Source organism: Vibrio sp. GLN_1 (assembly GCF_043106015.1).
GTDB lineage: Bacteria > Pseudomonadota > Gammaproteobacteria > Enterobacterales > Vibrionaceae > Vibrio > Vibrio parahaemolyticus.
In genome coordinates, this window is sequence record NZ_JBICMD010000014.1 from 400,088 (window position 1) to 422,754 (window position 22,667).

19 protein-coding genes are annotated in these 22,667 nt (G+C 46.5%); 7 read left to right on the plus strand and 12 right to left on the minus strand.

Going from position 1 to position 22,667, the window contains the following annotated elements; translation table 11 throughout:
- Positions 1–14: 14 nt before the first annotated feature.
- The 7 genes from ACF8OV_RS06700 to pspA form a co-directional block, all read right to left on the minus strand.
- Positions 15–581 (minus strand): DNA-3-methyladenine glycosylase I, encoded by a 567-nt coding sequence (locus tag ACF8OV_RS06700; protein ID WP_203502813.1) that lies wholly within the window; start codon positions 579–581, stop codon positions 15–17.
- 76 nt (positions 582–657) lie between these two features.
- Positions 658–3,759, minus strand: a complete 3,102-nt coding sequence (gene vmeI / locus ACF8OV_RS06705) for an efflux RND transporter permease subunit VmeI (RefSeq protein ID WP_140313091.1) — start codon at positions 3,757–3,759, stop codon at positions 658–660.
- Entirely contained in the window at positions 3,756–4,841 is a 1,086-nt protein-coding gene (gene vmeH / locus ACF8OV_RS06710; RefSeq protein ID WP_065870529.1) for an efflux RND transporter periplasmic adaptor subunit VmeH, read from the minus strand. Before vmeH ends, vmeI begins: the two co-directional genes overlap by 4 nt.
- A 1-nt stretch (position 4,842) precedes the next feature.
- Complete coding sequence (gene vmeG / locus ACF8OV_RS06715) at positions 4,843–5,874, minus strand: efflux RND transporter periplasmic adaptor subunit VmeG (protein WP_005462329.1); 1,032 nt, start codon at positions 5,872–5,874, stop codon at positions 4,843–4,845.
- Between the two features lie 161 nt (positions 5,875–6,035).
- On the minus strand, positions 6,036–6,425 hold the full coding sequence (pspC, locus tag ACF8OV_RS06720) for an envelope stress response membrane protein PspC (protein ID WP_025498752.1): 390 nt from the start codon (positions 6,423–6,425) through the stop codon (positions 6,036–6,038).
- Positions 6,418–6,651, minus strand: a complete 234-nt coding sequence (gene pspB / locus ACF8OV_RS06725) for an envelope stress response membrane protein PspB (RefSeq protein ID WP_015296543.1) — start codon at positions 6,649–6,651, stop codon at positions 6,418–6,420. Before pspB ends, pspC begins: the two co-directional genes overlap by 8 nt.
- 14 nt (positions 6,652–6,665) lie before the next feature.
- Entirely contained in the window at positions 6,666–7,337 is a 672-nt protein-coding gene (gene pspA, locus ACF8OV_RS06730) for a phage shock protein PspA (protein WP_005462360.1), read from the minus strand.
- Between the two features lie 232 nt (positions 7,338–7,569).
- Between pspA and pspF the strand changes: the two genes are divergently transcribed.
- The 6 genes from pspF to ACF8OV_RS06760 all read left to right on the plus strand — a co-directional run bounded on the left by pspF (position 7,570) and on the right by ACF8OV_RS06760 (position 14,036).
- Positions 7,570–8,580, plus strand: a complete 1,011-nt coding sequence (gene pspF, locus ACF8OV_RS06735) for a phage shock protein operon transcriptional activator (RefSeq protein ID WP_005495684.1) — start codon at positions 7,570–7,572, stop codon at positions 8,578–8,580.
- Positions 8,581–8,806: 226 nt separating this feature from the next.
- A complete protein-coding gene (gene sapA / locus ACF8OV_RS06740; RefSeq protein ID WP_005462340.1) occupies positions 8,807–10,426 on the plus strand; it encodes an ABC transporter substrate-binding protein SapA in 1,620 nt (539 codons plus the stop codon).
- On the plus strand, positions 10,426–11,388 hold the full coding sequence (locus ACF8OV_RS06745; RefSeq protein ID WP_005478933.1) for an ABC transporter permease subunit: 963 nt from the start codon (positions 10,426–10,428) through the stop codon (positions 11,386–11,388). Before sapA ends, ACF8OV_RS06745 begins: the two co-directional genes overlap by 1 nt.
- The gene (locus ACF8OV_RS06750) at positions 11,375–12,262 is read left to right on the plus strand and encodes an ABC transporter permease subunit (protein ID WP_005462338.1); all 888 of its coding nucleotides are present in this window, start codon (positions 11,375–11,377) and stop codon (positions 12,260–12,262) included. Before ACF8OV_RS06745 ends, ACF8OV_RS06750 begins: the two co-directional genes overlap by 14 nt.
- Positions 12,262–13,257: an oligopeptide/dipeptide ABC transporter ATP-binding protein gene (locus tag ACF8OV_RS06755; protein ID WP_005462378.1), complete on the plus strand. Its 996-nt coding sequence runs from the start codon at positions 12,262–12,264 to the stop codon at positions 13,255–13,257. The genes ACF8OV_RS06750 and ACF8OV_RS06755 overlap by 1 nt, the downstream gene beginning before the upstream one ends.
- Positions 13,254–14,036: an ATP-binding cassette domain-containing protein gene (locus ACF8OV_RS06760; RefSeq protein ID WP_005462331.1), complete on the plus strand. Its 783-nt coding sequence runs from the start codon at positions 13,254–13,256 to the stop codon at positions 14,034–14,036. Before ACF8OV_RS06755 ends, ACF8OV_RS06760 begins: the two co-directional genes overlap by 4 nt.
- 75 nt (positions 14,037–14,111) lie before the next feature.
- On the opposite strand, the gene ACF8OV_RS06765 is transcribed toward ACF8OV_RS06760, so the two are convergent.
- Both ACF8OV_RS06765 and ACF8OV_RS06770 read right to left on the minus strand, forming a co-directional pair.
- Complete coding sequence (locus ACF8OV_RS06765) at positions 14,112–14,501, minus strand: DUF2750 domain-containing protein (RefSeq protein WP_005478908.1); 390 nt, start codon at positions 14,499–14,501, stop codon at positions 14,112–14,114.
- A gap of 75 nt (positions 14,502–14,576) precedes the next feature.
- Positions 14,577–15,482, minus strand: coding sequence for a manganese-dependent inorganic pyrophosphatase (locus ACF8OV_RS06770; protein ID WP_005462364.1), 906 nt, complete (start codon positions 15,480–15,482; stop codon positions 14,577–14,579).
- A 194-nt stretch (positions 15,483–15,676) separates the two neighbouring features.
- On the opposite strand from ACF8OV_RS06770, the gene ACF8OV_RS06775 reads away from it, so the two are divergent.
- On the plus strand, positions 15,677–16,891 hold the full coding sequence (locus tag ACF8OV_RS06775; RefSeq protein ID WP_029835857.1) for a putative manganese transporter: 1,215 nt from the start codon (positions 15,677–15,679) through the stop codon (positions 16,889–16,891).
- A gap of 86 nt (positions 16,892–16,977) precedes the next feature.
- On the opposite strand, the gene ACF8OV_RS06780 is transcribed toward ACF8OV_RS06775, so the two are convergent.
- The 3 genes from ACF8OV_RS06780 to torC all read right to left on the minus strand — a co-directional run bounded on the left by ACF8OV_RS06780 (position 16,978) and on the right by torC (position 22,633).
- Positions 16,978–18,717, minus strand: coding sequence for a glycoside hydrolase family 36 protein (locus ACF8OV_RS06780; protein WP_203502817.1), 1,740 nt, complete (start codon positions 18,715–18,717; stop codon positions 16,978–16,980).
- Between the two features lie 244 nt (positions 18,718–18,961).
- On the minus strand, positions 18,962–21,424 hold the full coding sequence (torA, locus tag ACF8OV_RS06785; RefSeq protein WP_005462326.1) for a trimethylamine-N-oxide reductase TorA: 2,463 nt from the start codon (positions 21,422–21,424) through the stop codon (positions 18,962–18,964).
- A 24-nt stretch (positions 21,425–21,448) separates the two neighbouring features.
- Positions 21,449–22,633, minus strand: coding sequence for a pentaheme c-type cytochrome TorC (torC, locus tag ACF8OV_RS06790; RefSeq protein ID WP_005462368.1), 1,185 nt, complete (start codon positions 22,631–22,633; stop codon positions 21,449–21,451).
- Between the last annotated feature and the right edge of the window lie 34 nt (positions 22,634–22,667).

The following is a 22,667-nucleotide window of genomic DNA, read 5'->3' on the forward strand; positions in this document are numbered from 1 at the left end:
ATATAAACGAAACGTTACTGGTTTTGTTTTTTAGGGCATCCAACGATGTGGTCATCCACCATGCCAACGGCTTGCATAAAGGCATAACAGATGGTTTCACCGACAAACTTAAAGCCTTTCTTTTTGAGAAACTTGCTCATGGCTTTGGACTGTTCTGTCGAAGCAGGTACGTCACTCATTTCATGCCACTGATTTACCCCAGGCTTGCCATCGACAAACTGCCACAACGCCTCTGATAAGCTGCCATATTCAGCAATAAGTGCTTTGGCTGCTTTAGCGTTGCTAAATACCGAATTGATTTTGCCGCGATGCTTCACTACATCGAAGTTTTCGACGATGAACTCGGCACGCTCTTCATTTCTCTGTTCCAACGCGTCCAAATCATAGTTTTCAAACGCTTCTCGGTATCCTTCACGTTTTTTCAGAATCGTAATCCAACTCAATCCTGCTTGCGCACCTTCCAACGTAATAAATTCGAACAACACTTTGTCGTCATAAACCGGAACGCCCCACTCTGCATCGTGATATTCGCGCTCTAGAGGGTGGTTCATCGCCCACGCGCACGTTTTGTGTTCTGTCATTTTTCGTCCTTATAAAAAGCGCCTCTAACTCACCAGCTAGAGGCGCTGAACTTTACATCGTTACTTTACATTAAGCCTATTTCGGCACCGACACTTTATGGAACAGACGATACAACACTGGCACGACAATAAGTGTCAGGATGGTGGCAAAACCTAAACCAAACATAATCGTTACCGCCATCGGTTTAAAGAAGATATCAGGTAGAAGAGGAATCATACCCAAAATGGTGGTAATCGCTGCCATACATACTGGGCGAACACGACTGACTGCCGCATCAACCACTGCGTCATACGCCTCTTTCCCCGACTTCATCTCAATTTCAATTTGGTCGAGCAGAACAATGCCGTTTTTAAGTACCATACCGGATAAGCTCAAAAAGCCCAGCAACGCCATAAAGCCAAACGGCGTATTGAGTGCCAACAAGCCCGTGGTGACACCAATCAATGCCAGTGGCACAGTGAGCCAAACAATCAGCGGTTCTTTAATCGAGTTGAATAGGAACACGGTGATCAAGAACATGAACAAGTAGCCCATTGGCATCGTTGTGAACAGAGACTCTTGAGCATCACCTGAAGACTCATACTCACCACCCCATTCTAGAGAATAGCCAGGTGGCATTTGAATCGCTTCGATTTGCGGTTGTAGGCGTTTTTGCAACGTCGATGCGGTTTCTTCACCGAGAATATCAGGGTCCGCCATCACAGTAAGCATGCGCTTACGGTTCTTACGCACGATGATAGGGTCTTCCCAACGCATGTCGTAACCCATTGTGACTTGCTGGAGTGGGATAAACTCACTCTGCGCAGGGCTCCAAATTTTCATGCCTTCGATGTTACGAATATCGATACGCTCGTCTTCTGGTAAACGCGCCACAATCGGCATCAACGTAGTACCGTCACGGTAAAGACCTATCGTCATTCCCGAGAACGACATCGACAAGAAATCATCCACATCAGATTTAGTGATACCGTAACGACGCGCTTGACTCTCGTTGAACTGAGGCTCAAGCACTTGAGTACGCTCACGCCAGTCGTGGCGAATATTGGTCGCGCCCGGATCGGCGTACATGATATCCATTACTTGCGCCGCAATCGTGCGAAGCACCGTTGGATCAGAGCCGATAATACGCGCTTCAATTTTCGCGCCACCACCAGGGCCTAATTCAATCTGTTTGAGCTTGTAATTGATCTCTGGATAGTTGGCTTTTAGGTGATCCCTAAACCGTGCCATTAACGGCGCAAGCGCTTCGTAGTTATCAACTCGCGTAGTGATTTCACCATAAGCGGCATAGCTTTTTTCCGGAGCATACGTCAGCATAAAGCGTTGCAGACCTTTACCCGCAGTTGTTGTGATGTGATCAACGTGCTCTTGCTCAGCAAGCCAAGATTCCAGTTCTTTTAGCTTATCGTTAGTCGCACGAATATCTGTACCTTCCGGTAGCCACACATCCAATTGGAAAATTGGCGTGGTTGAAGATGGGAAAAACGATTGTTTTACCAAGGTAAACCCATAAACACTTGCACCAAGCCCAACGATCAAAACCACGACCGTTAACCACGCGCGACGCATGCAAAACTCTAAAAACTTTTTATATGCGACAAAAATGATGCCGTTATATGGGTCGTTTTCCTCACCTTCGCCTTGCTTGATTTTCTGTCCCTTAAAGAAAATATCGGCAAAGAACGGCGTTAGAGAAATAGCGGTAAACCAACTCAGCATGAGGGAAATCAGCAGCACCGTAAACAAGGTGCCACAGTACTCGCCCGTGGAGTCTTCAGACAAACCAATTGGCGCAAATGCCGTTACCGCAATTACAGTTGCACCCAATAGCGGCCATTTGGTTTGAGTGACAATATCCGTCGCAGCTTGTAATCGCGTTCGCCCTTTTTGAGTGCCGATTAATATCCCTTCCACCACCACGATGGCATTATCCACCAACATACCGAGTGCGATAACCAATGCACCCAGAGAGATGCGCTGCAAGTCAATCGCGAGATATTTCATGAAGATGAACGTACCTAAAACCGTGAGTAGCAAGATCAGGCCTATCAATAGACCCGAGCGCAGCCCCATAAAGAACAGCAATACGATAATTACGATGCCAACTGCCTGCGCCAAACTGATCACAAAGCCGCTGACCGACTTATCTACCTCTTTCGGTTGACTGTAAATCTCCGAGATTTCGACACCAACCGGTTGTTGATACTTCAACTCGGCAAGGCGACGATCAAAGGCCTTACCGACTTCAACCACGTTGACACCTTGAGCAAACGACACACCGACGTTCAGCGCTAAGCTGCCGTTAAAGTTGATGATGTTACTCGGCACTTCAACATAGCCACGTTTAATTTCTGCTACGTCTTTGAGGAAGATAAGCCCTTGCGCACCAGATTCGGTGATCAACAGATCCCCTAACTCATCAACGCTTTGGAACTCACCCGTAGGTTGAATTCGAATGTACTCATCACCAATACGAATAGCGCCAGCATCAGACACAATATTTTGCGTGGACAGCAAGTTAAAAACCGTATTTGGCGACAAACCAATACTGCTGAGCTTCTTCATCGAAACTTCAATAAAGACTTGCTCTTGCTGCTGACCAGAGACAGAAACCTTGCTGACGCCATCGACCAGTTCAAGTTCACGGCGTAAGTAGTCGACATAATCCAGCAACTCTTTATAGCTGTAGCCATCCCCTGTCACTGCCAACAAGATGCCGTACACATCACCGAAGTCATCAATAACCTGAGGCTCATTAACACCTGGAGGTAAGGTGACTTTTAAGTCATTCACTTTTCGACGCAATTCATCCCAAATTTGTGGTAAATCATCGGGACCATAGTTGTTTTTCATCGTCACGGTGATCTGAGATAAACCACGGTTGGAAATGGAGTTCACTTCGTCAACGTAAGTCAGTTGCTGGATGGCTTTTTCCAGCGGGTACGTCACTTCTTCTTCCACCTGTTGCGGCGTCGCACCTGGGTATGACGTCACTACCATCGCATCTTTGATGGTAAAGGCCGGATCTTCTAAACGTCCCAACCCGAAGAAGGCAGCAATACCACCAATCAAGAAGATCAAAGACACCATCCAGCTAATCACGCGATTTCGAATGAAATAAGCCGCAATGCCCGTTACGTCATCATCACTTAGAGGCACTTTGTTTTGCTCGCTCATAAACCAGCCTCCTGCTTAACCACTTCCACTTTCATTCCATCTCTGAGTCGCGAAACGCCAGCAACCACCACTTTGTCGTTAAGCGCTAATCCATCAAGCACTTGAATCGAGGTTTTGGAGGCTTTGCCGGTTCGGATTTGTTTTCGTGAAATGGTACCGTCGTCATTCAGCACCCAAACAAACTTGTTCTCACGTCCAAGCTCGTCTCCATCAGCATTGAAAATTGCCTCAATCGGCACATTGATCCCAACGTTCAGCTCTAAACCCACTTTTTCATCTTTCGAGGTCACTTCAACGGCCATGCCATCAAGGATGTATTCCTCTTTTGGCATCGGTAAAGAAAGCGTCACGGTAAACGTTCCTGTGGTTGGGTCAGGCTCAGTGGTGAACTCTTTAACCGTCGCCTTGTACTCGTTGCCACTAGGAACACGAACCACCGCATTAATTGCCGTTAATCTTTCTTCTGTAGGAGGCTGTTTGACGTACAAGCGATCTGGCAATTGAATCAGAACTTCTACGCGATCCAGACTGTGGATATTGACGATATGTTGCCCAACTTTAACATTCTCAAATTGATCAATATTGACCCGAGAAATGATGCCATCAACCGGCGCTTTTAATGTGGTGAACGATAAACGCAACTTAGCGAGTTCCAACTCCGCCAACGCGATTTGGCGCTGCGCAGCAATTTCATCAAACTGCGACTTCGCCAACAAACCTTTATCCACCAAAGGCCGAGAGCGGCGATATTGACTGTCGACCACAGAAAATCTCGCCGTGGCATTATCGACATCCAGTTGATAATCCGTTGGGTCTAGGGTGGCGATAACAGCGCCTTTTTGCACTTTATCCCCTTCTCGCACCATGACGCGACTCACTTCACCCGCCACACGGAAACTCAAATGAGAGCGGTCCGCAGCGTTCGCAACAGCAGGAAAATACAGATTGTCATCAACTCGATTACCTTCTAGCGAAACCACTCTTACTTTGGGGGTTTCGACGGTTCTTTCTGGTCCTTTTTCACCACAGCCAGCCAAAGTAAGCGCCGCGAAAATAGCGGTTAAGGTTATGATTCCTTTCATACTACAACCCTCGCTCCTTCACCCAAGCCCGGACTTTGATTCCCGGCTCAATGACATTAATGCCTGAGATAATGATTTGATCGCCATCCGCTAACCCTTGCAAGATCTGTCCGTTGTCATTCATCGTAATGTCTGCTTTCGCAACCACACCTTGGTCATCAACGCGCCAAACGTAAGTTTTTCCATTTTCTTCAAAGAGCGCAGAATCTGGAATTTTGGTCGCTCCGGAGTTTTGTGACACGAGATACGCATTGCCTGACATACCTGGAAGAATGCCTAGCTCTGGCGGTCTTTCCATCACCATCGTCACTTTATAGCTGCCCGTTTTTGGGTCGGCTTCGGTGTCAATTTCTTGGAAAGTCAGATCGAAAGAGCGTTCGGGAAACGCGTCGAATATCATTTTTGCTGAAACATTCACGCCTTGCGTATAACGGTTGAGCAAATAGTCAGGCAGTTGAAAAATCACCTTCATTACCTGATTGGTTTGAATGTTCATTACCCCTTCTTTGGCGGCAACGTATTCATGATTTTCGGCAGGAAGATAAGAAATGGTGCCATCGTAAGGAGCAACGAGTTGGGTGTAGCGCAAGTTCGCTTTGGCTTGATCCCATTGCGCTTTAGCGGAGTTATGATTAGCTTTCGCTTCATCAAAATCTTGTTCAGAGACCACTTGGTCTTTCCGCAGCTTTTTATAGCGCTTGTACTGAACATCAGCTAACGCAAAATTCGCTCTTGCTTGCTTTTCCAATAAGGAATATTCATCTGGGTTAAGAACTGCTAGCACATCGCCTTTTTTAACGACTTGCCCTTCATTAACTTCGATAGATTGAAGCAACCCTGGGACACGAAATGCGAGTACAGCTCTGTCACCGGCTTCTGTGGTGGCGGGGAAATGGCGTTCAAATTGTGCGTTGCCAACAGAAACAGTAAAAAGTTTTGCGGGGCGAGATTCTGGCTCAGGAACTGGTGGAAGTTCTTTACCACAACCCGACAATGCAGCCGTGACGGCTATCGGAATGAGCAGTTTTCTCATCACATTCATCCATAAAAAGTAAGTGATTACATTTAAAGTAGATGAATTATGAATTAACTTCCAGAGCACAAAAGATTAATTATGCTTAAAAATTAGTAATTTGTGATAAAAAAGCAGGCTTGTCGCCTGCTTTATTTAAATCATTGATAGATGCATCAAGTTTAGAGTTTGCTGAACTCTCGGTTCACCCTAAATGTATCGGACGTCACATACGCTTCCATGTTACGAATTTTACCATCAAGACGGTCAAAATCTCTTTCCAAAACACAGAGCAGTTGATCCGGACTTTGTCCTTTCTGCCAAGGCTTACTTTTAAGCGTATGCTCTTGCTGCTCTCTTATGTTTTCAGAATATCTCACGGGTTGCTTTTCGAGCATAAATGCCATCGCGATATACGCTAACACCACTAAGAATGTACCACCTAATAGGGCAGCAGAAATCACTACAATACGAATCAACCAAACTTCTGCACCAAAGTAGTTGGCAAATCCGGCACAAACACCGGAGATTTTGCCATTTACTGGATCACGATACAGTTCTCGATTATTCATACTTACGTCTCCATGTTGGTGACTCAGCATCTAAGATGCGCTCCAATGTATCAACTCGAGACTGCATCGCTTCCGCTTTTTCAGACAGTACCTGAAGGCGCTCTAAGTCTTGGCTCGACAGTGCACTATCCGTTTTGCGTTTACTGCGATAGTGTAAGAAGAGCCATAGTGGAGCGACAAAGATTAAAAAGACAATCACTGGTCCTACTAATAAAAATGCCGACATAAATGGCTCCTCTCTTATTTATCTTGCGATGACATCTGCTCTTTCAGTTTTGCCAACTCTTTTTCAATTTCGTCTTGAGCCTGAAGCTCTGCAAACTCTTGCTCTAGCGATTTTGCATTCCCAGTTTGAGCGTACAGATCGGCTTCCGCTTCCATTTCGTCAATTTTACGAGAATATTGATCGAACTTCGCCATTGCTTCATTTGTGCGGCTAGTATGCAGATGCTTTTGAACATCGCGACGGTTAGACGCTGTTTGATTACGAATCGCTAGTGCTTGTTGCTTTGCACGTGTTTCTGCAATTTTGTTCTCAAGCTTACCGATTTCACCAGTCAACTTGTTGATCGTTTCTTCCACCAGCGTTTGCTCTGTGTGCAAACCTTTTACGACTTGCTCAAGTTTTTGCTTTTCAATTAGGGCTGCACGCGCCAAATCTTCGCGCTCTTTAACCAACGCTAGGCTCGCTTTTTGACCCCATTCGCCAATTTGCTCTTCTAGCATCTCAACTTTACGAGCCAGCTCTTTTTTGTCTGCAATCGCTTTAGCCGAGTTAGTACGCACTTCTACAAGTGTGTCTTCCATTTCTTGAATGATAAGACGGATCATTTTTTCAGGATCTTCCGCCTTGTCTAGCAATGCACTGATGTTTGAGTTAACGATATCTGCAAAACGAGAAAAAATACCCATAACGGAACTCCTCTTTTTTCCTATTAAAACTCGACAAGGTGGTGATTCACCTTGTGTCTCCCTGAATATATAACAAGTACCATGCCAACTTTTATAATCTATTAAAATCAACAAGTTATCAGTAATCTTGTTGTTATACACCGTTATGCTATGATGTTTTTCACCAACAGTTGGTAAAATTCACCAACTCTGCGCTTAAATTAGGCTAGGTAGCAAAAATAAGAAGGATTTTATGAAGCAAAACCTTATTGGTGAATCTCCCGCTTTTCTCGCTGTATTGGATAAAGTATCACAACTCGCCCCAATTGAACGTCCCGTTCTCATTATTGGTGAGCGAGGTACCGGTAAAGAACTGATCGCTCAACGTTTGCATTACTTATCAAAACGTTGGGATAAGCCACTTCTTTCTCTCAACTGTGCGACCTTAAGCGAAGGTTTGATTGACTCCGAGTTGTTCGGCCATGAATCCGGCTCGTTCACTGGTTCAAAAGGCAAACATAAAGGCCGTTTTGAACGTGCGGAAGGTGGCACCTTGTTCTTGGATGAGTTGGCAACTGCGCCGTTACTTGTGCAAGAGAAGCTGCTGCGAGTGATTGAATACGGTGAATACGAACGCGTCGGTGGCCATACCGCTCTTAATGCGGATGTACGCTTAGTGTGTGCTACCAATGCAGATTTGCCACGACTGGCTGAGCAAGGTGATTTCCGCGCCGACTTACTCGATCGTCTAGCCTTTGACGTTATCATGTTGCCACCATTGCGAGAACGCAAAGAAGATATCCTGTCGCTTGCCGAACACTACGCAATGAAAATGTGTCGAGAGTTGCAACTCGAATACTTCGTTGGTTTCACTCATCAAGCGCAACAAGCCCTACTCGATTACTCGTGGCCAGGTAATGTGCGTGAGCTAAAAAACGTAATTGAGCGCGCTATCTATCAACACGGACTAAATGCAGAACCGATTGATGAGCTGATTTTTAACCCTTTTGCCACTGGTTGGAACAATGCGCTTGGTCATACTGCGGCAAACGAAGATCCTCAAGAAGAAGCCTCGTCTCAAACGACTTCGATCCACTTTCCTCTCGATTACAAACAGTGGCAAGAGGAGCAAGATATCAATCTTCTCAATCGAGCCTTGGAGGAAGCAAAATTCAACCAACGACAAGCTGCCGAATTGCTGGGATTAAGCTATCACCAGCTACGAGGCATGGTTAGAAAGTACGGTTTAGTCGGACAAAGTTAACAAAACCAAAAACACCACTAGCCATAGATAACGCAACTCATGTCTGCAAAATTCGGGCTACAGTGTTAAATAGACATCGTATTTTGATCTAACACCCTACCAGCAAAAGATTTTGTGTTTGGAGCGAGTTCACAAAGGTGTTAAATTAGCGAGATCATTTTCGCTTGTGAGCTCTGGACGAGTAAGATCAAATGAAACAAGCAAAATCCAATGAACATTTCATATTATGAATGCTTTTATAAGATTATCGCTGAGCCTTATTGGTATTAGCTTACTGACTGCCTGTGGTGAAGAAATCGATCACAACGATATTCGCCAAGCAGGTTTTGTGTTTTGTGGGCAAGGTAAACCAACAACATTTAACCCTCAGCTTATAGACAGTGGTATTACAGCCGAGGCGTTAAGCCCTCAGTTGTACGACACATTACTCACGCTTGATCCTAAAACACACCAACCTATTGCAAGCATTGCGGAAAGTTGGTCTGTGAACAAGGAAGGTACTGAGTACACATTCAAGCTCAAACATGGCGTTCAGTTCCAAACGACACCGTGGTTCTCTCCGACTCGCCCGTTAAATTCAAAAGACGTGGTATTCAGCTTTAAGCGAATCATTGATGTAGACCATCCTTTTCATCAAGTTGGTGGTGGTTTTTATCCATGGTTTGCTGGTTTAGATTTTCAAAATCTATTGCAAGATGTGATTGCTGTCGATGATTACACAGTGACGTTTAAACTCGCGCAACCAAACTTTTCATTCTTGGCAAACATCGCCACCAGCCATGCGGTAATACTGTCAGCAGAATACGGTCAACAATTGGCGGCAAAAGACAACAAAGAGCAAATCGACCAACTCCCTATTGGTTCAGGGCCTTACCAGCTCAAAGAGTATCAAGTAAACGATTTGATTCGCTTGGAACGTCACCCGAACTACTGGAACTCGCCAGCGAAAATGGAACAGGTAGTGTTCGACATTTCACACCGTGGTACTGGCACGTTAGCTAAGTTGCTGCGCAATGAATGCGATGTTTTGTCTTCACCTATCTCTAGCCAGATCCCAATCATTCAAGAAGATGAAAACCTTGAGTTGACGGCAACACCAGCAAATAACGTTTCCTTTATTGCGATTAATACCGAGACTCCAGCACTTCGCGACCCAAGAGTCCGCCAAGCTTTGAACCTTGCGATCAATCGTCAAAATATCTTGGATTCGGTTTATTACGGTACAGGAACCCTAGCTTATACATTGCTGCCGCCGAACTCTTGGGCGTATCAAAAAGACAGTGCGAAAATTCGTTATGACCGAAATTACGCTCTCGCTCTACTTCGTGAAGCGGGATACGAAGATGGTCTAAAACTGTCGATGTGGGTGCCGCTAGAGCCAAGAGCATTCAACCCAAGTCCACGCAAAACTGCTGAGCTCATTCAGGCGAACTTCGCCGATATCGGCATCAAGCTGACTCTGCTCACCGACGACCGTTTCGAGCGAGTGGATCTTGAAAACATCAACGATATCGACTTGCTCCTTACTGGCTGGATTGGCGATACTGGCGATCCGGATAACTTCTTCCGTCCTTTACTATCGTGCGAATCAGACCGAGTGGGCCTTAACGTTTCGATGTGGTGTAACGATGATTTCGACTTTTTGCTGGATCTCGCGCTAGAGACGCAAGAGCAACGTTACCGCCTAAACCTGTATCGTCAGGCGCAAAATATTTTGAATGAAGAGTTTCCAGTTATTCCGTTGGCACATGGGGTTCAATTCCGTGTGCACGACAAGTCATTAACTGGCTTCAAATCGAGCCCTTTCAATGCCCAACCGTTTGATAGAGTTGAGAGAATCCACTGATGTTTTGGTACACCGTTCGACGATTTAACCTCTTTTTCATCACTTTGATGATTCTCACTTTGGTGGGCTTTTCTCTGCTGCGCCTTGACCCGCTTTCACATTGGGCAAATGTTGAGTTCTGGTCTGGCTGGCAAAGCTACTTAATTAACCTTTCTCAGCTCGATTTTGGTTTGAGCAAAAACGGCAATGCGATTTACGACGAACTCGCCGTTGTTTTTCCTGCCACATTAGAATTGTGCTTTTTCGCCTTCCTGGTTTCGCTCTTAATCGGTATCCCGCTTGGTACGATTGCAGGGATGAAACAGGGTAAGTGGCTAGACACTGGTATCTCGTTTCTTTCGATGTCGGGTTACTCTGCTCCGATTTTCTGGGTGGCACTACTGCTGATCATGGTCTTCTCGTTAGAATACCATATCTTCCCTGTTGCTGGACGCTACGACTTGCTGTACGAAATCGACCATGTGACTGGGTTTGCCATTATTGACGCCTTTATGGCGAAAGGTGAATACCGAGCTCACGCACTGCAAAGTGTCATTGAGCACATGGTTCTGCCGTGTTTGGTTCTGGCGTTAGCACCTACGACTCAAGTTGTTGGTTTGATGCGTGCTTCTGTTGCAGAAGTTATGAGCCAAAACTACATTCGCGCAGCCCGAATCAAAGGTTTATCGAATCGTGAGATCGTCACTCAGCACGTAATGCGTAACGCCATTCCGCCCATCATTCCAAAAGTTGGGGTTCAGCTATCTAGCATGATCACTTTAGCGATCATCACCGAGTCGATCTTTAACTGGCCGGGCATTGGTCGCTGGTTGCTGGATGCGCTTGCCAATCAAGATTACGCCTCAATCCAAGCAGGAGTAATGGTGCTTGCGACACTCGTATTAACTGCCAATATCCTTTCGGACTTGATTGGCGCCATGATCAACCCTCTGGTGAGAAAGGAATGGTATGCTAACAAATAACGTTTATCAGGAAGAACGCATTCCAACTCAGTTTGAGCGATTTTGGCGTAGTTACCGCGCTAACGGGTTAGCGATGTTTGGCTTGTGGTGTTTAGGCTTGATTGTATTGATCACCATTTTAGCTCCGTGGCTTGCCCCGTTTGATCCACAAGCACAATCTGGTGAGTTACTCGTTCCCCCTTCATGGGCACCAGCGGGCACCGTCGATTACTTTTTAGGAACCGATGACTTAGGTCGTGATATTCTGTCGCGCTTGATCATGGGCTCTCAACTGACTTTTGGCGCAGCAGTTGGCATTACTGCGATTGCGACCATCGTAGGTTGCTTTATCGGAGTGTTGGCGGGGATGACGAAAGGTCTGCTTTCCAGTACTTTGAACCACCTTCTCGACACCGTTATGTCGATTCCATCGCTATTGCTCGCGATCATTTTTGTGGCATTCCTTGGCTTTGGTGAATTTAATATCTTGCTGGCGATTTGTTTAGCCCTGATCCCACGTTTTATTCGCTCGGTGTATATTGCCGTGCATACTGAGGTAGAAAAAGATTACATCATGGCAGCCCGCCTAGATGGCGCAAATGACTTCTACTTACTGTGGAGCTCGATTCTTCCAAACATTTTAACCGTCATTGCAGCAGAGATTACTCTCGCTCTGTCGGCAGCCATTTTGGATATTACAGCTCTTGGATTTCTTGGCTTGGGTGCTCAAGCACCGAGTACCGAATGGGGTGCCATTTTGGGTGATTCCGTCGAGCTGATTTACATCGCACCATGGACCGTGACGCTTCCGGGTCTGACCATCATGTTCACCGTAATTATCTTAAACTTAGTAGGTGAAGGTGTACGCCAAGCGCTGAATGCGGGGATCGAATAATGCCGTTATTAGATATTCGACATCTGACTATCGAGATCGAAACACCACAAGGGATGGTGAAAGCCGTCGACCGAATGAGCCTAACGCTCAACGAAGGTGAAATCCGAGGCTTGGTGGGCGAGTCTGGCTCAGGTAAAAGCTTAGTTGCAAAAGCGATCGTGGGGGTTTGTAAGGACAACTGGCGAATCACCGCGGACCGAATGCGCTTGGGTAACATCGACCTTTTACAGCTTACGCCGAAAGAGCGTCGACGCGTCATTGCCCGCGATATCGCGATGATCTTCCAAGAACCCTCAACCTGTTTGGACCCTTCCGAAGAAGTAGGACGTCAATTGATTGAGTCTATCCCCTCTCGCGCCTTTGAAGGCAAGTGGTGGGAGCGATTCAAATGGCGTAAAAAACAGGCCATTGCGCTACTGCACAAAGTTGGTATCAAAGATCACAAACGCTTGATGGGCAGCTACCCGTACGAGCTAACAGATGGTGAATGTCAAAAAGTCATGATCGCCATGGCCATCGCAACCAAACCTAAATTGTTGATTGCTGACGAACCAACTAACGACTTGGACCCCATCACTCAATCGCAGATTCTGCGTTTGTTGAGCCGAATGAACCAGCTCAACAACACTACGATTTTGCTGATCGGTCACGACTTGGCTACCATCACACAATGGGCAAGCCGAATTACCGTCATGTACTGTGGTCAGTCGGTTGAATCTGCCGACACCGACAAAATCATCGAAGCACCTAAACACCCTTACACTGACGCGCTGCTAAAAGCGATGCCAGATTTTAATGATTGGGTACCGCACAAGCAGAAACTGCAATCGCTACCTGGGTCTATCCCTCCTTTGCAGCACCTGCCAATTGGTTGTCGATTAGGGCCACGTTGTCCGTACGCGCAAAAACAGTGTGTTGAAATTCCACACACGCGACGCATTAAAAACCATAAGTTTAACTGTCACTTTCCATTGAACACGGAGAAGAAGTCATGAGTGCGTTACTCGAAGTCGATAACTTATCGAAGCAGTTTGTCACGCGTTCTCGACTGTTCAGACGTCAAGTTAATGAAGCGGTTAAACCCGTGAGCTTTACGCTAGAACCGGGGCAAACTATTGGCTTTATTGGCCAGAATGGCTCCGGTAAATCAACACTTGCACGTATGCTCGCAGGCGTTGTTGAACCGAGCTCTGGTGAGATCCGAGTCAATGGTGAGCGTTTAGAACACAAAGATTACGCAACGCGATGTAAGTTGATTCGCATGATTTTCCAAGACCCAAACACGTCATTGAACCCTCGGATTCAAATTGGACGAATCTTGGAAGGTCCGTTGAAACGAAACACCAACATGCCGCCAGATGCACGAATGAAACGTGTGAAAGAGACGTTGCTTCGCGTGGGGCTTCTGCCGGAGCACGCCTACTTCTATCCTCAAATGCTTGCTGCTGGTCAAAAACAGCGTGTCTGTTTGGCTCGTGCACTCATCCTTCAGCCATCAATCATTGTGGCGGATGAAGCGCTAAACGGTTTGGATATGGCGATGCGCTCACAGATCATCAACTTGTTCTTGGAGCTGCAAGAAGAGATGGGCTTGTCGTTTGTGTACGTGTCTCAGCATATCGGTATCGTAAAACACATCACCGACAAAGTGATGGTAATGCACGAAGGCGAAGTGGTTGAGTTTGGAGAGACAAACCAAGTCCTTACTAATCCAGAACATGCGATTACCCAGCGCTTGGTAGAAAGCCATTTCTACAAAGCGCCAAGCCACTAAACAGACAGCTCACGAAAAACAAAAAGCCTGCTTTCATGCAGGCTTTTTCTATTGGGTGAAGCGAGTAAAGGCAGATTAACGACGGCTTGCTTGTTTGCGCAGTTCGAAATCAAACTCATCAGGAAACAACACCACGCCTTCTTCGTTTTGGTTCGGGAATACAACAACCGATAGCTCATCATCTTCTAGGCCAGTAGTCCAACGGCTATGCCATTTGTTAAGAGAGATCGCTTCTGGTTCACACTCTTCCCAGTCACCCGTTGCCCACTGCTTGGCAAATTCTTCATTTGGCCACACAGGAACGCAATCATCGTCTTCTGTGTTTAACATGACACAGCCGTGCTCGTCTTTAAGAATCCAAACTTTACGATTCGCGACAATCTCTTTGACACAATACTTTAGGCGCTGCTCTTCGTTGTAGCGATTAATCGTATCAATTTGTTCTTGGGTGAGTTGCTCAGACATATCAGTCTCCTGTTTCCCATAGAAAAATGCCCGCAGCTAAGCGGGCATTTACAGTATATGCTGGTAATAGTGAAATTACGCTAGCTCAGTTTGAAGCCAAGGCCAACCTTGCTTCTTACGGCTTAGTGTATTTTCCATCATTAGCATGCCGTCTTTCTCGTGCTTAACAAGTTTCTCAGCCCACTCACCTTTGTATAGAAGACGAGTTTGAGCAGTTGTGATGTCTGTTAGCATAACAGCAGCGAACGCTAGGTTATCTTTCTCACAACGAGATTCTAGGTCTGCTTCTAGTGCTTCGATCATACCGTCAACTTGCTCAAGAGTTGCAAGTTCAACCTGACCAACCACTACGTCACGACCGTTGAATGGGTAACCTTTAAGGTCCTTTTCAACGAGTTGAGCCGCAGATAGACCTTCGATGTTTGTCTTAGCAATTAGAAGATCTTTCGTGAATGCATCCACATCTTGTACGTCAGCGATTGCAGCTAGCTCAGCAACAGCATCTTTGTCTTTTTGTGTACAAGTTGGAGAAGCGAAGCCTACTGTGTCAGATAGGATTGCTGACATCATTAGCTTAGCGATTTGAGGTTTGATCTCGTGACCTTCAATCTTGAACATGTTGAATAGTACTGTGTTAGTACAGCCAACAGGCCAGATCCATGCTTCCATTGGGTTCACTGTCATCACGTCACCTAGACGGTGGTGGTCAACGATACCCGCAATTTCAGCTTCAGCGATGTCGTCTGGTGCTTGCGCTAGATCTGAGTAGTCTACTAGCCAAACGGTTTCACCCGCTACTGAAGTGCGAAGTTCTGGAACTTCTGCGCCAGCTACTTCAAGAATGTGCTGAGTTTCACGGTTGATTTCGCCCTGACGAATTGGCATTGCTTCAACGCCACGCGCCTTTAGAAGTTCTGTTGCAACTAGTGCACTACAAATACTGTCACTGTCTGGGTTCTTATGACCTACAACTAGAATCATGTTTCTTCCTATCCAAGTCAATTTGATACGCTTCCTAACAATGGCACGATGTGCCGTGGAAGCTGTTTGCTCACAAAGGCCGATACTTTACCTGATTTGAGGGAGTTTGACACGAAGAAAAGTTCACAACCCTATTGCGAATAAATCTCACTTACATATAATGATAATTATTACCATTTGCATTTGAGTTAACGATGAACGCGACCCGATTTTTGCACTCCGCACAGCAGCTATTTCAGCCAACTCAGTTCCAGTTAGCTTATAAGCGACTGCTTATCCCCATTATCATGCTTGTCTTATTAGCGAATGAAAACACCCGAGAGATCACAGTGACCACGCTTTCCGATTCTTTCTGGGCAGTATCTTGTTATGTCGCAGCAACCTTGGCGATTTATCATTACCTCTCCAACTTTATGTCGAAGACGAATCGCATCACTCAGCTCTATCATCGCTCTCGTCATCATCAGGTGTTTTTTGCAGCCCTACTCGGTGCGCTTCCGGGCTGTGGCGGCGCTATTGTTGTTACGACTCAATTTATTAGTGGACGAGTAGGATTTGGCGCAATCGTAGCCGTACTGACATCAACCATGGGCGATGCGGCATTCTTGTTACTCGCGGCAAAACCGTCCGTCGGCGTTGGCGTCGTCGCACTTGGCATTGTGGTAGGTACGGTTTCGGGTTTGATCGTCAACGCATTTCATCCTGATGATTTTCTACGCCCCGAGCCAAAGCAAGCGAGCGCCCACCACCATTGTTGTCAGCATCAAAGCGAGCGATACACGCCTTTAGAGCAACGTGCGATTAATCTTCAAGGCGCATTCTGGAAGTGGTTGATAGTCCCTGCGAGCATCGTTGCCGTACTGACCTCATTCCAAGTGGATATCAATCAGCTACTGAATTTGAGTCCAAGTAGCATTGAATGGTTAGGAGCGATATTTGCGGTGGTCTCCATGTCGTTGTGGGCAATGACAAAAGAGTTGGGAGATTATCAATCGACGGTGTCAGAAGATGAAAAAATCGTTGATTCACACCCGATTCAAAAAGCAGCTCAAGACACCAACTTTGTCAGCGCGTGGGTTATCGTGGCGTTTCTTGCGTTTGAATTAACGACCTATTTTTCAGGCGTTGATTTGGCTGCTACCTTCTCAAATTGGGGCATCTGGATGCCATTGGCTGGCTTAGCCATCGGTATGCTACCAGGCTGCGGCCCACAGATTCTCGTCACCAGTTTGTACATTACTGGTGCCGCACCATTATCCGCGCAGATTGCGAATGCGATTTCTAACGATGGAGATGCACTGTTCCCCGCGATTGCCATGGCTCCCAAAGCGGCATTGATGGCAACGATCTATTCTTCTATCCCTGCGTTCATTGTGGGCTATGGTTATTACTTTCTGTTTGAGTTTTAGTAATTCCGCTCTCAACAAAGAACGCGTAAAAACAAGAAAAGAGCCCAAGTGGCTCTTTTCGTTTAATACGTTGTTTTCAATGATCTTTACGCGGTCACTATTGCTTTGGCATTCAGACCTCTATCGACACTCACTAGAAGCAACTGACAAGGATCTTGGTTGAGCTTTTCTCCGGTCCAGTAGTCATACCAATCAACGGGCTGATCCGCTGTGAGAGTAAATTCAGTCGCATTGTGATTCGCGTAATTGAACAAACAATGTAGATCATTCTTGTCCGTCAGTTTCAAAAAAGCATGGCTCAAACTTAACGCCGTGAACTTAGCAGATTCTTGGCTGCGTCGTTGTCGCAACATCAGCTTCGCCAAGGTTTTACTCGAAAATGGCGTGATTTCCGGGAGAGAGTCGCCAGACAAAAGCAAGCCGCCAGACGCCAATAATACGGTACGGTGAAACTCGTAGTCTTCACGTGATGCAGCTTGATTAGCAAGAGAAGTAAACGTCGCGCAGTCTGGGTCAATTTGCCACAACTTACGGTGCTGCCAACTACGGAAAAACGTCTCTTTAGCGATCTGTTCAAAACGGTGGCTATGGCGCTCGACGTCATCAGACACACGCATCGCATCCACCAGCCCCAAAGATGGCCACATTGGCGCGTTGCAGCCAAGCAACCACGCGTCTCCTGCGCCTCTGGCGATCGCCTCCATCCCTAATCGATACGCTTCAACACCCGTAATACCAGACTGACTACGTTTTCCTTTTAGTGTTCCCCAGTAGTTTGCATCGAGCTTAAACAGCTCTACGCCCCACTCTAACCTCATCACTGACACAACGTGCGTTAGATGATCTTGCACTTCGGGATTAGACGTATCGAGAATATACCAAGGCGTGCAACGCCAGCCGCCGTAGGTAACATCTTCAGCTTTAAGGAGCTGACCGTCAGGATGACGAACAAACCATTCAGGATGTTGCTTAAAGACCTCAGATTCTGGCTGCGCTATGAAAGGAGCCATCCAAATCGCCGGCTTTTTGCCTTTTGCGCGAATGTTTTGAATCAGCTCCTTCACACCGCCAGAGAATTTATCCGACGGCGTAAGCCAATCCCCCATGAACGCTTGATAGCCATCATCCAGAAGTACCCATTCTAGGTCTTCGAGCTTGTCTTGCATGCAATCAACATTTTCTAAAACATTTTGCTCGGTCACATCGGCATAGTACGCATACCAAGAACACCAGCCTATCGGTGCATCCTGCGTAACACCGTTGCGAATAGGATGATGCACGGCAATCATCTCGCTGAACTCTTGATACAGATCGGATAGCGAGTTGCCAGTTAAAATCGTAATGGACTCAAGTTGATTGTGTTCCCAATCCGCCACTTGCGTGTGTTCACCATCAATTGCTGCGGTCAGTATCCACTGCCCATTTCGCTGTTGTATATCAAAGTAACCAGCAAATCGACGGCACGTCGTGAAGCCAAACAAGGTGTAACCAGCAGAATCCTCAATCACTAGATAGTTGTAGTAACGCTTAGGTGCATGTTGCGAGTACACACGGTATGGGGGAATGTTGTCGGGGCAGCGACCTATTTCAATAGGATGCGTGATCGTTCCTGACGTTTGCGCCAACATTTGAAAACCATCACCAATCACGTTGGCTTCGTGCTCGTATAGAAACGGCATTTCGAACAACACTTCACGGTCAGTAAAGGTCTTATTGTGAAGCCCAGAGAAAGAGAAATGGGCCTGATTACCAATCACATCCACGTGCAGATCGTTATCGATGATCGTCATTTCGGAATGGTTGGCTAACTGAATGGTCTGAGCCATATTGCATCTACTCACTGATTATTATTGTTTTGTGTCCAATTGACCCCACGATGCTTGGTTGCGCGTGAAGCATTTTGAATATGACTTCATTATCCTGTGAATGATGCGAGCAATTCGTTATTTTCGTCACGAATCCATGCACTCTGACGCTCAAAAACGGTTATTGAGATAACGCTCACTGAAATTTTGGTTAAAAAAATACCAGCCCGAAGGCTGGTATTTCGATTTATGCAAATTGCACTAATTAAGCAACTTCGATTGGACCACCGAATGAAGTCACTGGCGGTACTTTGCCTGTGAACTTCTCGAAGTCTACGATACATGTGTTCGCAGAAGTCGCTTGAGCAAGCTCAGAAGAGCCGATGTCCTGCGTTAGCGTATTAGGGTCACCGTAAGTACAGATTGCGCCTTCTTTCTCGTTTAGAGGGCCGTACCATGCGCCTTCTTCGATACGGATAACGCCACGTGGGTAACTGTCAGTTAGAACAGCACCAGCTAGTAGCTGACCGCGACCGTTGAATACGCGTACCAAGTCACCGTCTTTGATGCCTTTTGCTTTTGCATCGATTGGGTTGATGTAAACAGGCTCACGACCTTGCACCGCGTATGTCGCGCGGAACTCTTCAGACTCACACATTTGAGAGTGCAGACGCTTGTCTGGGTGACAAGACTGCAACCAGAATGGGTATTTGTCTGAACCAGGGCCACCGTGTGAACGCTCTGATTTTTCGAACCACATTGGGTGCTCTTGACAGTGTTCGTAACCGTAACGGCCGATCTTACGTGATGTAATCTCGATGAAGCCAGACGGTGTACCTAGAGGGTTAAGCTCAGGGTCTTTACGGAAGTCCGCGTGACGAACCCAAGGTTTACCTTCACCGAAGTCTAGTACGCTCTTCTCCCAGAACTCATTGAATTCTGGCATTTCGAACTTACCTTCGTTCGCTTTCTTACAATCGTTGTATAGGCTTTCGATCCACTCCATCTCGCTCATACCACGAGTGTATTCTTCGCGGCGACCAAAACGCTGAGTTAGTTCACTCATGATTTGGAAGTCAGGCTTAGATTGGAACAATGGATCGACGAGACGATGCATCGCGATCAGACCTTTGTTCGAGTATGAACCGTACACGTCGATGTCATTACGTTCCCATTGCGTACACGCAGGTAGAACGATGTCAGAGAAACGACATGTTGCAGTCCAAGCAAACTCGATCGTTACAACCGTTTGAAGTTTACGGAACGCTTTCTTCATGCGGTTACGATCTTGATGGTGGTGCCATGGGTTACAACCAGAGATAACCATCATCTTGAAGTCTGGGAGTTTCACTTTACCGCCGTTGTAGTTGATCTCTTTGCCTGGCTCAAGCAGACAGTCGATCCAACGTGCAACTGGGATAGTACGGCTGTAACCGTTAAAGTCGTTGTTGTCCCACTTCGGCTTCATACCTTGGTCAAGGTTACGAGGGAAACCACCAGGGCCAGCGAAACCAGTAGAAGGCACACCGATACTTGAGTAGTGGTGACCGTAAGAGATACCACCGCCAGGTAGACCGATTTGACCAACCATTGCTGCAACCACAGCCGCCGCCCAGTATGGCTGCTCACCGTGCTCTTGACGCTGGATACACCAACCCATCAGGATCTGTGTACGGCCGCTTACTAGCATGCGTGCGAATTCACGAATCTTGTCCGCTTTCACGCCACAGATAGCCGCTGCCCATTCTGGTGTCTTCTCTACTTTGTCTTTTGTCTTACCTTGAACGTATTGGATGAACTCTTCAAAGCCTAGACAGTAAGTATCAATGAACTTCTTGTCGTAGAGGTTTTCGTTGTACAGAACATGAGCCACAGCCAGCATGAACGCTACGTCTGTCATCGGATTGATGTACAGGTGATCGTTCTCTAGGTAGCGTTGCGTTTTGTTCTTAACTGGGTCAACAGACAGAACGTTGATCTCGCCTTTCGCTACTTTTTCTTTTAGCTCTGCAAGGTACTTGAATGATTCGTGAGTTTCACAGTTCCAACCTACTTGTAGGTTTTTCACTGGGTCGTTTGCCCACAGAATGATGTTGTCTGAGTTCTCAAGGATTTCAGACCAAGACGTACCTTGTGCGTAAACTTCAGTTGAGCCAAGTACGTAAGGCATGATGGTTTGACCTGCACCAGTCGAGTAGTCGCCTACTTTAGTGATGAAGTTACCGTGCATACCTACTGCACGTTGCATGTGCGCGGTACAGTTGTTGAATGAACCTGTTTGGTTCCAACCAGTTTGACCAGCATGCAGAGCCCAAGGACCGTATTCTTTTTGAACACGTTCTAGCTCACGGTAGAACAAGTCTAGAGCTTCATCCCAAGTCACACGGATGAAACGGTTGTTACCACGAGTATCCGCGCTGTATTTGTGTTTCTTCAACCAATCTAGACGAACCATTGGGTAACGAACACGTGAAGGGCTGTAGATAATACCCTTGATGCCGTTCAACATTTCTGTTGGGTTTTTGTCTAGTTCTAGCGGTTTGATCTCTTGAACTTTACCCGCGTAGATGTGGGCGCGGAACGCGCCCCAGTGTGAGCCTGTTACTTTCCAAGTACCAGTCGACTCAGCTGCGTTTGCAGAAGCTGACGCCAATAAGCTTGGACCGATAACTGACGCTGCACTTGTGGTTGCTACACCTTTAAGAAAACTTCTTCGTGTAATAGCCATTTAAATTACTCCAATCCGCGCTTATTAGTGGTGGCCTTCAGCATAATCTGAAGAGTGCTTCTGTAGATATTTCAAGATCAGTGCTTCACTGTCTGTATCTAGGTTAACGAACGCAAGCATGCCGTCGAACATACCTGGCCAGGTGTTCGCATCGAAGTGCGCTTCAGCTGGTTGTGTATGACATACAGAACAGTTTGTTTTGTATGCTTCTTTCGATTTTTCCCATACAGGGTTGATGTCGTTCAGCATAGACTCTTTCTTGATCCATACTTTCGCTGCCACTTTCTCCCAAGGAAGGCCAGTCAGCTCGTCCACTCGTTTTTCACCAGTCGTAACGATGTTGCTGTCTGTAGACGCTTCTTTAAGTAGAGACGCGGTTGCAATGTTCTTACCGAAATCTTCTTGAATTACGCGACCAAAGCCTTTCGCTTTACGCCAGCCGTCAATTTCGATTTCGATGAAGTCACCTTTATCTTCCAGAACTTTTACTGTTGATGCTGGGTTTAGAAGACCCGCTTCTTTCGCACCTTGCGCGTCAAAGTAAATTGGAAGGTGACGAATACTTACGAGCTCTTGACCTACTGCGTAGTCAGTACCTGATGTCATTTGCTCTAGATCACCCACGATGCCGCCGATGCTATCCATACCTGCTGGTAAGTTGTGCGCGATACCTTTGTGACAGTCAACACAGCTTTGATCTTTTTCTGCCGCTTGCTTCATCTGGATACGAGCGGTTGGAGACATTTGCTCGAAGTCCATAGACTCGTAGTTGTGACAGTTTTTACACTCTAGAGATTTGTTTGCAGAGAAACGATCCCATTCGTGTTTAGCAAGTTCGATACGACGCTCTTCGAAAACGCCAGGTTCAGAGTAGTTGCCAAAAACTTGCGCAAATACTTCTTTAGAAGCCTGCATTTTACGAGCGATTTTGTCAGTCCAGTTGTGAGGAACGTGACAGTCAGGACAAGTAGCACGAACACCAGAGTGGTTTTTCCAGTGAACCGTGTCTTGCAGCTCAACGTATACGTTGTCACGCATGGTGTGACAGCTAATACAGAATTCTTCAGTGTTGGTTGCTTCTAGCGCGGTGTTAAAGCCACCCCAGAAAATAACACCAGCGATGAAACCGCCCATAGTCAGCACGCCAAGGCTGATATGAACTGCCGGGCGCGTCATCGTACGCCACAGTTTAATGATTAATGATTTCATTATTTGCTCTCTTAAAATCTTTTCAAAAGTGTGG

Coding starts and splice junctions, on each gene's coding strand:
- pspF (WP_005495684.1), top strand. CDS start 7,570: ATGAAGCAAAACCTTATTGGTGAATCTCCCGCTTTTCTCGCTGTATTG.
- ACF8OV_RS06755 (WP_005462378.1), top strand. CDS start 12,262: ATGCCGTTATTAGATATTCGACATCTGACTATCGAGATCGAAACACCA.
- ACF8OV_RS06780 (WP_203502817.1), bottom strand. CDS start 18,717: ATGGCTCAGACCATTCAGTTAGCCAACCATTCCGAAATGACGATCATC.
- ACF8OV_RS06770 (WP_005462364.1), bottom strand. CDS start 15,482: ATGATTCTAGTTGTAGGTCATAAGAACCCAGACAGTGACAGTATTTGT.
- ACF8OV_RS06765 (WP_005478908.1), bottom strand. CDS start 14,501: ATGTCTGAGCAACTCACCCAAGAACAAATTGATACGATTAATCGCTAC.
- vmeH (WP_065870529.1), bottom strand. CDS start 4,841: ATGAAAGGAATCATAACCTTAACCGCTATTTTCGCGGCGCTTACTTTG.
- sapA (WP_005462340.1), top strand. CDS start 8,807: ATGAATGCTTTTATAAGATTATCGCTGAGCCTTATTGGTATTAGCTTA.
- torC (WP_005462368.1), bottom strand. CDS start 22,633: ATGAAATCATTAATCATTAAACTGTGGCGTACGATGACGCGCCCGGCA.
- ACF8OV_RS06760 (WP_005462331.1), top strand. CDS start 13,254: ATGAGTGCGTTACTCGAAGTCGATAACTTATCGAAGCAGTTTGTCACG.
- pspC (WP_025498752.1), bottom strand. CDS start 6,425: ATGAATAATCGAGAACTGTATCGTGATCCAGTAAATGGCAAAATCTCC.
- vmeI (WP_140313091.1), bottom strand. CDS start 3,759: ATGAGCGAGCAAAACAAAGTGCCTCTAAGTGATGATGACGTAACGGGC.
- ACF8OV_RS06700 (WP_203502813.1), bottom strand. CDS start 581: ATGACAGAACACAAAACGTGCGCGTGGGCGATGAACCACCCTCTAGAG.
- ACF8OV_RS06745 (WP_005478933.1), top strand. CDS start 10,426: ATGTTTTGGTACACCGTTCGACGATTTAACCTCTTTTTCATCACTTTG.
- pspA (WP_005462360.1), bottom strand. CDS start 7,337: ATGGGTATTTTTTCTCGTTTTGCAGATATCGTTAACTCAAACATCAGT.
- pspB (WP_015296543.1), bottom strand. CDS start 6,651: ATGTCGGCATTTTTATTAGTAGGACCAGTGATTGTCTTTTTAATCTTT.
- ACF8OV_RS06775 (WP_029835857.1), top strand. CDS start 15,677: ATGAACGCGACCCGATTTTTGCACTCCGCACAGCAGCTATTTCAGCCA.
- vmeG (WP_005462329.1), bottom strand. CDS start 5,874: ATGAGAAAACTGCTCATTCCGATAGCCGTCACGGCTGCATTGTCGGGT.
- torA (WP_005462326.1), bottom strand. CDS start 21,424: ATGGCTATTACACGAAGAAGTTTTCTTAAAGGTGTAGCAACCACAAGT.
- ACF8OV_RS06750 (WP_005462338.1), top strand. CDS start 11,375: ATGCTAACAAATAACGTTTATCAGGAAGAACGCATTCCAACTCAGTTT.